Origin of the sequence: Symbiopectobacterium sp. (assembly GCF_047692315.1) — a bacterium.
GTDB lineage: Bacteria > Pseudomonadota > Gammaproteobacteria > Enterobacterales > Enterobacteriaceae > Symbiopectobacterium.
In genome coordinates, this window is sequence record NZ_JBLLJS010000028.1 from 44092 (window position 1) to 57839 (window position 13748).

Below are 13748 nucleotides of genomic sequence, written 5' to 3' on the forward strand. Positions count from 1 at the left end.
CAAAAACTTTTTTATATCGGTACCCAGCAGGCATCAGAAATTTTTTATCGATATAATAATATAAGATGCACGTAAACCATGAGCTTCCTATGGGTTTTATTTGACCATACCTAATAGGGGGTAGAGTGTGCAGTAAATCACATTTGCGGGTTTGAAGATTAATATAAAAATTATCTGGATTTATTATAAATTTCAGGAGGATAAATGTAGTTTGTAATTAAATATCATGAGCGACTGTGAATGAAAAGTAAATAATGTAATAGAGTCAATTGAGAATCATTTTTGTTTGCGCTAATTATAGTGTGATCGGTTTACAAATAATTATGCAAATCATGATGCGGGAGTATCAGAATCCACAGGGAGATAATGTGCCTGAATATTCAGGCGCGGAAAGGAATGGGTAAGGTTACTGTATTGTGAAAATTAGCCCTTTAAATGTTTATCCAGGAACTGGATCACAATTTTCATAATCTCTGGCTGCATCCAGTAATCACCGCCGTGCTGTGCATCTTTAACCGAGTAATAGGTGGAATCAATGCTTTGTTGCAATAATGCCTGATGCAATATTTCCGTTTGGCGTGGCGAGACAATGGTATCTTTGGTGCCGTGCATAATCAGGAACGTCGGGGTGTTGCTGTTAATGTAATTGATGGGATTGGCTGCTGCTGTGCGTTCAGGATAGCGTGTAATCGGGCCACCATCGTTGAATACGGAGGTGCCGTTAACCCAAATAGCTTCGGTTGCTGAAGCGGAGGTGTGTTTTTGCACCACCTCATCGGGGAAGCCTTCGCCGACACGCAGCAAATCGGAGAGCCCGTAGAAGTCGATCACCGCCTGAACCTGGCTGTTTTTATCCAGGTTTTCCCCCTTATCAAACTGCTTGTCGCCGTTCGACGTACCGGTAAATGCGGCCAGATACCCACCGGCTGACGCGCCAAATACCGCAATATGTGCGCCATCAATACCAAATTTCCCGGACCGCGCGCGCAGATAACGTACCGCTGATTTCACATCTTCAAGCGGCGCAGGAAACAGCACTGTCGGCGCTACACGATATTCCATGCTGGTAACCACATAGCCTGCTTCGGCCATGGCCAGGCGTTGCTGAACGTAGTTATCTTTGTTGGCGTTAATAAAACCGCCGCCGGTGACAAACAGCACGGCGGGCAAGGCTTTGGGTGACTCAGGTTGCAAAATATCCATTTTCAGCGCTACGTTGGAATAGCCGCGCATTGGCACCTGAGAGAAAACCACGTTTGAGATCAATTTTACCGATGGAACACTCTTCTTAACGGACAAAGTATGTAACGGCGCATCTGCAATAGCGGCAGTGCCAGACAGACAACCCAGTGTAAAGAACAGGCACAGGGCCATCGGTTTGTAGTTGGTGGACATTATCATTCCTTAGCGATTAACGAGCGTTATTTCCCAACCTCTGTCACCCTGGAAATAGGGCGCACGAATAGCGCATCAAAAAAAGATGTTGGGTGCTATTCGCAAATTGAAGAGGCGAATACGTTTTTTGCAGATGAATGCAGCGACGTGGCAATGTATGTGGATGCGCCGCGCCAGCGTACATAACGTGAATAATGATAAATATCTTTATACTGCTAACATGCTTTTATTATGATGCACGTAGTCTATGCCATTTATGCAACCTGGCATTCACATATAAATAATATGTATTGTGTTATTGCGCGAAATTCATTTAAGCACGATCGGCAACATGTTATTTGTGTCGCTTGTCACATTTGTTTTTTTGTGTGTTAATATAATAGTTATATCTATTAATTATAAATTAAGGCATCAATGATAAATATTAAGCACCTTGTCTACTATCATGAGCTGATTCGCATTGGCAGTTTTACCAAGGCGGCGAAAACGCTGAATATTTCCCAGGCGTTTCTTTCTCAGGAGATAGCGCGCCTGGAGCAGGAAACCGAAAGAAAACTGATAAATCGCACCACGCACCAATTCTCTCTGACCCCCTTTGGTAAGGCATTTGCCAAAAAAATACGTGGTATAATTAGAGAATATTACGATATTGAGCAATTTATTCGTGGCTATGAAGACAGTCATGATGGCGCATTGTTAGTGGGTGTTCTTCCGATATTCAATCGTCTGCGGCATTACGAAATTTTTAGCCAGTTTCAGCGGCGCTATCCCAACATTGAGATGTCATTTATCGATGGTGTCAGCACGGATTTGTTAGAAAAGGTGCGTAACGGCGATCTCCATTTCTCCTATTCCACGCCGTTTGCCGATTATCAGGACGATCCGCTGTTTGCGCATCAGGTGCTGTATGAAGATCAACTGGTGGCCGTGATGGCAAGCAGCCATCCGCTGGCGCAGCAAAAAACGTTGAGTCTTGAAACCCTGGCGCAGGCACGGCTGATTGTGCCGCAGAAAGGAACGGGCGAGCATGCCATCGTTTCCGATGCCTATGCAAAATAGGGGTTGAAGCCAAGCTATTTCCGCGAATGCAACAATATCGATATCATCATGGATCTGGTGATGAACCAGAATGGCGTGGTGTTCTTGTGCACCCAGGTCGCCGGGAGCCTTGAAGGGTACGATATCACCATCACACCGCTGGAAACTCCGTTGCCAAGAATTTTCGCTGTCAGCTATCTCAAACGCAGTGCTCAAATCCCTATGGTTAAACTATTCATTGATTTTATTGAATAAAACTGCATCGCTCTTCGTCCTGCCTGCTAATAACGCCCGGTATCGGCCGGGCAGCGCTTACTGATTTTCCTTCGAACAATTTCCCACCATCGTGTGTAAATGTGAATTTGGTCATGTTTTCATACTAGATCTACTTATATGGTGGTTAGCATAGAAAACATGATGTAAAAGGATATCGACATGAAAATTGTCAGTGCTGAAGTATTTGTTACTTGTCCGAGGCGTAATTTTGTCACCCTGAAAATCACAACAGAAGGGGGGCTGGGGGCTGACCGGCATCGGCGATGCCACGCTGAACGGGCGTGAGCTGCCGGTAGCTTCCTACCTGAAAGACCATATTTGCCCGCAGCTTATCGGGCGAGACGCACAGCAGATTGAGGATATCTGGCAGTATTTCTACAAGGGAGCCTACTGGCGTCGTGGCCCGGTTACCATGTCAGCCATTTCGGCGGTGGACATGGCACTGTGGGACATTAAAGGCAAGGCGGCCAACATGCCTCTGTATCAGCTGCTGGGCGGTGCATCGCGCACCGGTGTGATGGTTTACTGCCACACCACTGGGCACAGCATTGATGAAGCGCTGGATGATTACGCCAAACACCGCGAAATGGGCTTCAAGGCGATTCGCGTGCAGTGCGGCGTTCCGGGAATGAAAACCACCTACGGTATGGCGAAAGGTAAAGGCCTGGCGTATGAACCCGCCACCAAAGGTAACTGGCCGGAAGAACAACTTTGGTCGACGGAAAAGTACCTGGATTTTGCTCCGAAACTGTTTGAAGCGGTACGTGATAAATACGGTTTCAACGAACACCTACTGCATGACATGCACCACCGCCTGACGCCGATTGAAGCAGCCCGCTTCGGCAAAAGTGTAGAACCTTATCGCCTGTTCTGGATGGAAGATCCTACGCCGGCAGAAAATCAGGAATGTTTCCGCCTGATTCGTCAGCACACGGTAACGCCGATTGCCGTTGGGGAAGTGTTCAACAGCATCTGGGATTGTAAACAGCTTATCGAAGAACAGCTTATCGACTACATCCGCACCACCATCACTCATGCTGGCGGTATCTCTGGTATGCGCCGCATTGCTGATTTTGCTTCGTTGTATCAGGTTCGCACCGGCTCACACGGCCCATCCGATTTGTCACCGATCTGCATGGCAGCCGCGCTGCACTTCGATCTTTGGGTGCCGAATTTTGGCGTACAGGAATACATGGGCTACTCCGAGCAGATGCTGGAAGTATTCCCGCACAGTTGGACATTTGAAGATGGCTACATGCATCCGGGAGAAAAACCGGGTTTGGGCATCGAGTTTGACGAAAAACTGGCGGCGAAATATCCCTACGAACCGGCCTACCTGCCGGTAGCTCGTTTGGAAGACGGCACGCTGTGGAACTGGTAAGTCGTCATCTACTGTGATGATGCGGGAGAAAAGTAATGAGCTTGATTAACGACAATTTCATGATAGGCAGCCCGACTGGGGTCAAACTCTATCAGCAGGTGGCGCGGGATCTACCGATTATTGATTACCATTGCCATCTGGAAGCAAAAGACATTTATAAAACCGCCGTTTCAGCAGTATCACAGAGCTGTGGCTGGCGGGGGATCACTATAAATGGCGCGCCATGCGCGCCAACGGTATCCCAGAAGCAAAGATCACAGGCAACGCCTCCCCTGAAGAGAAGTTTCAGGAGTGGGCCGAAACCGTTGAAGCGGCGTTTGGTAACCCGCTCCGCCACTGGACGCATCTGGAATTGAAACAATACTTCGGTATTGACGAGCTGCTGAGCAGCCGTAACTGGCGTGACATCATGGATGCCTGTAACCGCCAGTCGCAGGATGATGCCTTCACACCGCGTGCGTTAATGACGCGCTCTCGGGTTGAGGTTATCTGCACCACGGATTCGCCGCTGGACTCTCTTCACTATCACCAGTTGTTAAAACAGGACGCCAGTTTTACCCCCAGGGTGCTGCCGACCTTCCGCCCGGATGAGTTTTTCTCACACGATCGTCATCAGTTCTCTTCCGCGCTGGTGCGTTTGACTGAATTGACCGGTGAGACCATTACCCGGTTCACTGATTTTGAGCGCGCGCTGGAAGCACGAGTGCGTTTTTTCCATGAGGTCGGCTGCCGCATTTCCGATCACGGACTGGGGGATTTAACCTTTACGCCGTTCACGACGTTACAGAGTGATACGGTATTCCAGAAAAAAATGCAGGGTGAAATAATCACATCTGCGGAAGAGAGTATTTGGCAAAGCGTATTATTTATTACGCTGGCCCGGTTATATAAAAAATATGATTGGGCAATGCAAATTCATTTCGGCGCGATCCGTAATAATAACCAACGTATGTTGGAAAAAAGTTGGGATAAATAGCGGGTTTGATGCTATTGCCGATCAACCCCGATTGGCTGCCAATCTTAATGCATTTCTTAATGCAATGGCCGAGGAGAATCATTTATAACCTTTACGCGGCCTACAATGACATTGTGGCCTCGACGATTGCCAACTTCCAGTCTGGTGAGGAGGGTGTTAAATCGCCGCTTCAGTTCGGTTCTGGCTGGTGGTTCAACGATACGCGCCGTGGCATGTTGAGCTAGCTTAACGCGCTGGCGGATCAAAGGCTGCTGATGAACTTTGTTGGTATGCTGACCGATTCGCGCAGTTTTGTTTCTTACCCGCGTTACGATTATTTCCGCCGTATTTTGTGCGGTTTAATCGGACAATGGATTGATGCCGGGGAATTTCCTGCGGATGACATTATCCTGCAACGTATGGTAAGAAATATTTTTCACGATAACGCCCTACACTATTTTAAATTCTGATTATTACTCTCATTTTAATGAGGATAGAATATGTCTGGTTCTAAGAAAGTGACTATACCGGTCAGTATCGGTTATGGTCTGACGGATATTATGGGTGGCGGTGCCTTTACCGTTATCGGGGCCTGGTTACTCTTTTTTATACCACCTTTGTGGATTTGACACCGGTAGAAGCCGCATCAATTGTTGCCATCGCCCGTATTGTCGACGCGATTGTCAGCCTGTTTATGGGCAGTTTTACCGACCATTTTTATAAAAACTATTTCGGTAAGAAATTTGGCCGCCGCAGATTCTTGCTGTTAGTCGGTTCGCCGCTGATGCTGGTTTATTCTCTGCTGTGGGTCAACGGCATGAATTACTGGTTCTATCTGGCGGTGTACCTGGCGTTTGAAATCATTGCCGCGATGGTGCTTATCCCGTGGGAGACGCTGCCGTCCGAAATGACCAAAGGGTTTAACTCGCGCACCAAGCTCTCCACCTGCCGCATGTTCCTCTCGGCGTTGGGGACGTTTCTTGCGACCTTTATTCCTGGCCTGCTGATCAAGCATTACGGTGAACACGATGCCAACGCCTACCTGATTAACGGTGTGATGTTTGCCGTTATCTTCATGGTGTGCGTATTCATCTCCTGGAAAGTGGCCTGGGAGCGCGAGCTGACGCCGGAGATGCTGGCCGAGTTGGAAGCGGAAGCGCCGCCGCGCACGCTGGGTGAAAAACTGCGGATGCTGGGCGGCTTGTTCAAGGATTGCTTATCAACGCTGCGTGTGCGTGCTTTCAGAAAACACCTGGCGATTTATCTGTTCTCCTTCACGGCGAAAGATGTCTACAACACGGTGTTTGTGTTCTTCTGTGTCTACTGTCTGAACGTTTCCTCTGCGTTTGCTGGAAGTCTGCTCTCCGTGAGTATTGTGGGGCTGCCGGTGACGCTGTTGGCAGGGCTGGCGATCATCAAATACGGCCCATCGCGTCTGTATATCTTTGCCTACACGCTGATGATGTTGTGTCTGGCCGGCTTCTTCTATGTCTACCGCTTCCCGGTAGAAAACAAGATGGTGATGCTGGTGGCGCTGGTGGGTTTCTATCAGGTGGGTCGCTGCGTGCTGGAGTTCACCCCGTGGAACGTGTTCCCGTTCATTCCTGATATTGACGAGATGATCACCCGCCAGCGCCGTGAAGGACTATTTGCTGCGGTGATGACCTTCTCACGCAAAACCACGGTTGCCATTGCCACCTTTATTGTTGGCCTGCTGTTGCAGTGGGGAGGGTTTGTCAAAGGTAGCCAGGCACAACCGCAGGAAGCGATTCAAACCATTGCTGGCCTGATGTTTATTGGTACCGCCAGCCTGTTGCTGATAGCGCTGTGGCAGGCATTGACCTTACATCTGAATAAAACCACGCACAAGGTGTTTGTGGACGAAGTGGAACGCCTGAAAGCCAATGGCAGAAAACAAGATGTAGCACCAGAAGCACGTCGTATTGTTGAGGATTTAACCGGGCACTCTTATGACACCCTGTGGAATCAGAACGACGCGTCACCGGTGAAAGGGCCGCGCACGGCCTCAACGGTGGGTGAGTAAATGTAATCGGATGCGCAAGCATCCACGTTGGGAAAAACAGTCGTGACAACGTCTCTCTTACAGGCAAAAGCTGCGGTGCCTGAATACGACCGCAACAAACTGGTAGCACGCATTGCCCACATTGGTTTCGGCGCGTTTCATCGCGCCCATCAGGCGGTGTGTGCCGACAAACTGGCCGCACAGTTCGGCAGCGATTGGGGCTATTGTGAAATCAACCTGATTGGCGGTGAGCAGCAAATTAAGGATATTTGCCAGCAGGATCTGCTCTGGTCAGTGTCGGAAATGGCTGATGATGGCTGGACCAGCCGCATTTTCAGTGGGTGATTGAAGACAACTTCGTCAACGGGTGTCCTGCATGGGAAAAGGCGGGGGCGGAGCTGGTACAAGACGTGCTGCCGTATGAAGAGATGAAACTGCGCATGTTGAATGGCAGCCACTCTTTCCTGGCCTATCTCGGCTATCTGGCGGGCTATGAGTATATCAGTGATTGCATGCAGGATGAGGCGTTAGTCAAAGCGGCACATCACCTGATGCTGCAAGAACAGGCTCCCACGCTGCGTACGCAGCGTGTCGATCTGGCTGCTTACGCCGACGCACGGTTGCAGCGCTACCGCAACCGTGCGCTGAAGCACCGTACCTGGCAGATAGCCATGGACGGCTCGCAGAAGCTGCCACAGCGTATGCTGGATTCCATTCGCTGGCATCTGGCGCACGGTAGCCGTTTTGACATGCTGGCGCTCGGTGTGGCCGGGTGGATGCGTTATGTCGGCGGCGTGGATGAGCAGGGGAATGCCATTGATATCAGCGATCCGCTGCGTGATGTATTGGCCGAGGTGGTGCGTAACAGTGCTCAGGGGGAAGCCCGCGTTCAGGCGTTGCTGGGCTTGGAGGCTGTCTTTGGACAAGACTTGCCACAGCAACGCGAGTTTGTTGCGACAGTGACTCGCTACTACCTGCCACTGCTTCAGCATGGGGTGAAACAAACGCTGCGCACGCTGGTCTGGTAATACCTATTCTTAGTAAGCAACGTTATCCGCAGTGCGGATAACGTTTTTTACGTTTGAAGCAGAGAAAAATATGACGGAAAAAGGCGGTAGGCAAAGCATTAGCATGTATCATGACGGGTAATCTTTCGAATAGTTAAAAGCGATGTATGGAAACTTCCTTTCAGATCAACAGCAATGAGCCGGTAAATCAGCAAATCTATCGCATCCTGCGCAAGGATATCGTGGAGTGCGCCATTCCGCCGGGTAATTTGCTGTCAGAAAAAGAGATATTGACCCGTTTTTCCGTTTCGCGCCAGCCGGTGCGCGAGGCGTTTATCAAACTGGCGGAAGCGGGGCTGGTTCAGGTATTGCCGCAGCGCGGCACTTTCGCCATGAAAATTTCGGAACAACGGGTGGCTGACGCGCGTTTTATTCGCCAGGCACTGGAGTGCGCTATTGTCCGTCGTGCCGCAGAGTTCGTGACCGATGAGCAATTACTGGTACTGGAGCACAATCTGCATCGGCAGGAACTGGCGGCACAGAATGAGCAGATACGCGAGTTTCTCAGCCTAGATGACGATTTTCACCAACTGTTGACGCAGGTTGCGCGGTGTCCGCTGGCGTGGGAGACCATTGAGTCAATCAAAGCAACCATGGACCGGGTACGTTTTCTCAGCTTAAGCCAGGTCTCACCACCGCTGAGCCTGATCAAGCAGCACTACCTGATTTTTAACAGCCTGAAAGCGCACGATCCTAATGCGGCGGAAGCGGCAATCCGTGAGCATCTGCAAGAGATGATCTACTCGATAACGCCGATAGCAGAGCAAAATCGCGATTGGTTTGATCACCCATAACGGGGTTGGCGGCGGGAGAAAACCAGCATCGGGCGCGATAACACGCCCGAAGGGAAACGAAAGCCGTGTTATGCGCGGCCCAAACGCATCTGTTCATCAGGGGAGAAGTAGTCGCTGACCCCTTTCAGTTCCACGCATTTGGCTTTACGCACCTCTTCTCGTTTTAGCTTATCCGCATGAATGGCGGCGATGGTGCCGACCAGACGAGAACCGTTTTGCATTACACGACAGCCCGTTTCGAGCGGGTTTCTGTATCTGTCATACGCTGTGTACATAATAACCTCCTTCGTTGACCACAAAAAACCGCTATCGATCCTACTGCCGAACGGTGGCTGTCGCCAAGGTAAAGGGGCATTTATGAATAATCTGTATATAAATCCTGGCGTTATTTACGCCATGAGATAACGGTGGGCGGTCAGGGCTTGGCGGGGATTTGTCGGAAGCGCCAGGCGATATGCAGCGTATTAACCAACACCAGCAGTGCGGTGATGATGAACACCCAGCGAAATCCCATCATGGCGGAAACGCTGGAGCCGAGCAGCGGGCCAGCCACATTGCCCAGGTACATAAAGGATTGGTTGTAGCCAAAAATCCGCCCGGTCACCTGCTGGCTACTGTATTTCAGCAGCAGTGCCTGCGTGGCTGGCATTAGCGCGCCATCGGCAAAACCCAACAGAAAACGCAGTATTCCTAGCTGTAACGAATCACTGATCGTGGACATCAGACAAAAGAGCAGCACGCAGGCTCCCAGCGCGGCGATCAGCACGCGGTGCGCGCCGATCTTGTCGCCCAGACGGCCCAACCTAGGCGCTGAGAGCAGTGCGGAGACGCCGGGGACGGCAGCGATCACGCCGCTGAGAAAGGCCAGATTGTTGGTGTCTGGCGTTAGTTCGCGAATAAATAGAGTCAATATTGGGCTGATGGAGCCGTTAGCGAGCTGAATCATCATGGTAGTGATGAACAGGCTGACGATCAACGCCGGGTAGGGCAGGGAAGAGAACACGGCTTTGCCGCTGAGGCGATTCGCTTTAGTCACCTTGATCACCCCTTCTTTGATGGTGAACAGGGTGATCAAAAAGCACAGAAACAGCAAGGTTGCGGTGATAAAGAACACCACGCGTAACCCGACGTGGTCGGCGAGAAAGCCGCCGAGCAGTGGGCCGATAATCACGCCAGCTACCTGACCCGTAGAGAGTGTGCCGAGCGCCCAGCCGCTTTTTTCGCGTGGCACTTGCGAGGCGATCAACGCCATGGCATTAGGAATATAGCCGGAGGTCAGCCCCATCAGCGTGCGCAGGATAAACAGGTGCCAGACGTTGCTGGCCATGCCCTGTAGCGCCATGACGATAGCCATACCCAGCGCGGCGCGCAGCAGCATCAGCTTGCGCCCTTTGCGATCCGCCAGACTGCCCCACAGCGGCGCGACGATAGCTGAGACCAGAAACGAAGAGCTGAAAATCAGCCCAGACCACAAACTCAGTGAAGCGTGGCCGGTGACGCCGAGTTGCTCAATGTAGAGCGGCAGGAACGGCAGAATCTGGCTCATGGCAAGGCCAGTAAAAAAGCATCCCACCCAGGCGGCGTATAAGTTGAGTTTCCAGGTTTCCATGGCGTCCTGCATGCCGTTGCAGCGCGGCAGCGTTACGGGTAAAACAGCGATATCGGCGCGATGTTGGCTGCTTAACGAACTTGCCTTCACGGCGACAGCCGGGAAACTATCACTCTAAGTGATTAAAAGTTCTTCATATTTTAATAAGATAACATAACGAACGCCGAGATGAGCTACCCGCACGTGTGAATATCGCGAGTTTCTGAACGCTACAGCACACATACAAATTTTTTGTGATACGCATCACAAAAAATTGCATCGTAAAAATGACAAGCGTACACTCTGTTAACAGAAGACAACATCACCTGCAACTTCATTATCGGTAACGTTAAAAAGGCCAAAAATCGTGCGTAACTTACTGAAAAGAATCCTGGCTGCCTATGTTCTTGCCCACAAAGATGTTCCGCCGGGCGCTATGTACTGATAGCCATCGCAAAATAAAAAAAGCCGTGAAAACGGCTTTTTTTATGTCTATCGCTCTGGCCTCAAAGTGCATCAGCAATAGTGCGGCCTAAGGTTTCTGTATTGCCGCTGCCGCCCAAATCTCGGGTCAGAGGGGCCAGCGCCGGGCCTTGCGCCAGCACGGTTTCGATGGTCCGTAAAATGGCCGCGCCCGCCTGTTCGTGACCCAGATGTTCCAACATCATGGCACCGCACCAGATTTGACCAATCGGATTGGCAAGGCCTTTACCGGCGATGTCGGGGGCAGAACCGTGCACCGGCTCAAACAGGCTGGGGAAATTGCGCTCGGGGTTGATGTTGGCGGAAGGCGCGATGCCGATGGTGCCCGTGCAGGCGGGGCCAAGGTCGGACAGGATATCGCCAAACAGGTTACTGGCGACGACCACGTCAAACCAGTCAGGATGCAGCACAAAATTGGCGGTGAGAATATCGATATGGAACTTATCGACTTTCACATCCGGGTAATGCTGCCCCATCGCGGCAACGCGGGTATCCCAATATGGCATGGTGATCGAATGCCGTTGGATTTTGTGGCAGAAGTCAGGTGCTTTCTTGGCCGTTTCTGCGCCAGTTCATAGGCAAATTTCAGGATGCGATCGACGCAGACACGCATCATCACGGTTTCTTGCATCACGATCTCACGCTCAGTGCCTTCAAACATCAGGCCGCCGACGCTGGAGTATTCCCCCCCAGTATTTTCCCGCACCACGTAGAAATCAATGTCGCCGGGGTTGCGGTTGGCAAGCGGGGCTTTGGCGCCGGTCATCAAGCGGCACGGGCTCAAGTTGACGTACTGATCGAAATCGCGGCGGAATTTGAGCAGCGATCCCCAGAGCGACACATGGTCGGGCACCACCTCTGGCCAGCCAACGGCACCAAAATAGAGGGCGTCAAAGCCTTTCAACAGCTCAAACCAATTGTCCGGCAGCATTTTGCCATGCTTGAGATAGTAGTCGGCGCTGACAAAATCAAACCATTCCCACTGCAATTCAATGCCAAACTGCGCGGCAGCGCGCGTAACAACGCGTACGCCTTCTGGAATTACCTCTTTTCCGATGCCATCCCCTGGGATGACGGCAATCTTGTAGCGCGGTACAGACATAAGGGCATTCCTGTTTTTCTATTAGCAGACCCAAAGAGTGTATTTCCTGTCGAAATGATGAACAATAAGCCTACAAGGGAAAGCTATTGTTGAATTAAAGGTAATAATCTATGCGCGCGGTAAACGACCTGCTGTTTTTCAGTCGCATTGTCTCTCTGGGCAGCCTGACGGCAGTCGCCAGAGAGATGGGATTGTCTCTTCCCGCTGTCAGTAAACGACTTAGCGCGCTGGAGCATCGATTAGGAGTGCAGTTGATTCAACGCACCACCCGGCGTTTAGAGCTGACGCTGGAAGGGCAACTCTACAGTGAAGGCGCGCTTCCCATCCTGAAGGAGATCGCCGAGCTGGAGAATGCGGTTAGCCGCAGCCAAATGACGTTACGCGGCAAGCTGACAGTGAATGCGTCGTTTGACTTTGGTCGACGTCATATTGCGCCGCTGGTTTCCGCTTTCTCCTTGTTGCATTCGGAACTGGAGATACAACCGCAACTGTCGAGCCAGCCAATCAATATGCTTGATGCCGGTATCGATATTGATATCCGAGTGGGGACGCCTCCTGATTCACGCCTGATTGCTCACAAGCTGCGCACCAATCGCCGTATTCTGTGTGCTTCACCAGCCTATCTGGCCCGGGCCGGCGTGCCGCAGACGGTGGCGGAACTGGCCGGGCATAACTGTCTGGTGCTGCGCCAGTATGAAAGTGATTATGCGATTTGGCGTTTTTATCGCGACGGCCAGGAGTTTAGCCATAAAGCCGAAGGCAATCTGTCGAGTAACGACGGCGAAGTGGTGATGCGTTATGCGCTGGATGGGAGAGGCCTGCTGTTGCGTTCCGCCTGGGATGTTGAACCTTATCTGGAACAGGGGGGCGTTGGTGGCTTTGCTGCCAGACTTCACGACACAGGATGCAGGCATTCACGCCGTCTATCAGCAGCGGCGTCACGTTCCCGCCAGAATCACCACCTTTGTCCGCTATCTTCAGGCAGAAATAGCTGTTTAGATTGAAACCGTGTCGCGTTTTATTAAAGACGCTCAAATCTGCGATCGTTATCGTATCAATTTTAATCCCTTACGCTCGCCGGATGTCGCCGTGAATACGGCGATGACCTGTCTTGTGCCATTTGGGACATTTATCGATGCCTGTGAACAGGTACAATATTGTTAAAAAAGACAACGGTAAAAACCACACAGTCTTGTGCACAGGATCTGGCAGTACGGCAGCACGATGGAGGCGTGTTGTAAGTGCGACCAGGAGGGTGAAACAGCACGGTTCTGATTCAATGCCTAATAGGGGTGGTATTACGATGGTTGAAGCAATGGTTGAAGCAGAAGAAGCGGCAATGGAAATCATTGTCAATGCGGATGAGTCACGCAGCTTGTGTCTGGAAGCATTGCAGGCGGCGCGCTATGGACAAGTTGAACAAGCCAATGCGTTAATGACCCGCGCAGATCGGTTTGCAAGATTGGCGCATCAGGTTCAAACGCAGTTGGTTGCACGAGAAACGGTGATGCCCATGACATCCATCATGGCGCATGCGCAGGATTACTTGATAACGTCATTGCTAGTGCGGGAGTTGGCGAACGAGATGCTGTATTTATATCAACGTTAGTCAGACGATACGGATAGCCTGATGACAAGAATATGCC

At 51.0% G+C, this 13748-nt stretch carries 6 protein-coding genes and 7 pseudogenes; 9 read left to right on the plus strand and 4 right to left on the minus strand.

Features of this window, described 5'->3' with window-relative positions:
- Positions 1–423 precede the first annotated feature (423 nt).
- Entirely contained in the window at positions 424–1395 is a 972-nt protein-coding gene (locus ACMZI0_RS16895; protein WP_415673822.1) for an alpha/beta hydrolase fold domain-containing protein, read from the minus strand.
- A gap of 414 nt (positions 1396–1809) precedes the next feature.
- On the opposite strand from ACMZI0_RS16895, the pseudogene ACMZI0_RS16900 reads away from it, so the two are divergent.
- The 6 genes and pseudogenes from ACMZI0_RS16900 (at position 1810) to ACMZI0_RS16925 (ending at position 8929) form a co-directional block, all read left to right on the plus strand.
- A pseudogene (locus ACMZI0_RS16900) lies at positions 1810–2688 on the plus strand (LysR family transcriptional regulator).
- Between the two features lie 180 nt (positions 2689–2868).
- Positions 2869–4090 (plus strand): annotated as a pseudogene (gene manD / locus ACMZI0_RS16905) (D-mannonate dehydratase ManD).
- 35 nt (positions 4091–4125) lie between these two features.
- Positions 4126–5515 (plus strand): annotated as a pseudogene (gene uxaC / locus ACMZI0_RS16910) (glucuronate isomerase).
- Positions 5516–5545: 30 nt separating this feature from the next.
- Positions 5546–7089: pseudogene (locus tag ACMZI0_RS16915) on the plus strand (MFS transporter).
- A gap of 42 nt (positions 7090–7131) precedes the next feature.
- Positions 7132–8096: pseudogene (locus tag ACMZI0_RS16920) on the plus strand (mannitol dehydrogenase family protein).
- Positions 8097–8242: 146 nt separating this feature from the next.
- Positions 8243–8929 (plus strand): GntR family transcriptional regulator, encoded by a 687-nt coding sequence (locus ACMZI0_RS16925; RefSeq protein WP_415673823.1) that lies wholly within the window; start codon positions 8243–8245, stop codon positions 8927–8929.
- Positions 8930–8997: 68 nt separating this feature from the next.
- On the opposite strand, the gene ydfZ is transcribed toward ACMZI0_RS16925, so the two are convergent.
- Positions 8998–9204 (minus strand): putative selenium delivery protein YdfZ, encoded by a 207-nt coding sequence (gene ydfZ / locus ACMZI0_RS16930; RefSeq protein WP_415673824.1) that lies wholly within the window; start codon positions 9202–9204, stop codon positions 8998–9000.
- Between the two features lie 140 nt (positions 9205–9344).
- Positions 9345–10538, minus strand: coding sequence for a multidrug efflux MFS transporter (locus ACMZI0_RS16935; RefSeq protein WP_415673981.1), 1194 nt, complete (start codon positions 10536–10538; stop codon positions 9345–9347).
- A gap of 346 nt (positions 10539–10884) precedes the next feature.
- Between ACMZI0_RS16935 and azuC the strand changes: the two genes are divergently transcribed.
- Entirely contained in the window at positions 10885–10962 is a 78-nt protein-coding gene (azuC, locus tag ACMZI0_RS16940; protein WP_415673982.1) for a stress response protein AzuC, read from the plus strand.
- Between the two features lie 61 nt (positions 10963–11023).
- On the opposite strand, the pseudogene ACMZI0_RS16945 reads toward azuC, so the two are convergent.
- A pseudogene (locus tag ACMZI0_RS16945) lies at positions 11024–12102 on the minus strand (tartrate dehydrogenase).
- Positions 12103–12212: 110 nt separating this feature from the next.
- Here ACMZI0_RS16945 and ACMZI0_RS16950 point away from each other — a divergent pair.
- Together ACMZI0_RS16950 and ACMZI0_RS16955 are read left to right on the plus strand one after the other, a co-directional pair.
- Positions 12213–13101, plus strand: a pseudogene (locus ACMZI0_RS16950) (LysR family transcriptional regulator).
- A gap of 304 nt (positions 13102–13405) precedes the next feature.
- Positions 13406–13711 (plus strand): PTS lactose/cellobiose transporter subunit IIA, encoded by a 306-nt coding sequence (locus tag ACMZI0_RS16955; protein ID WP_415673825.1) that lies wholly within the window; start codon positions 13406–13408, stop codon positions 13709–13711.
- Positions 13712–13748 lie beyond the last annotated feature (37 nt).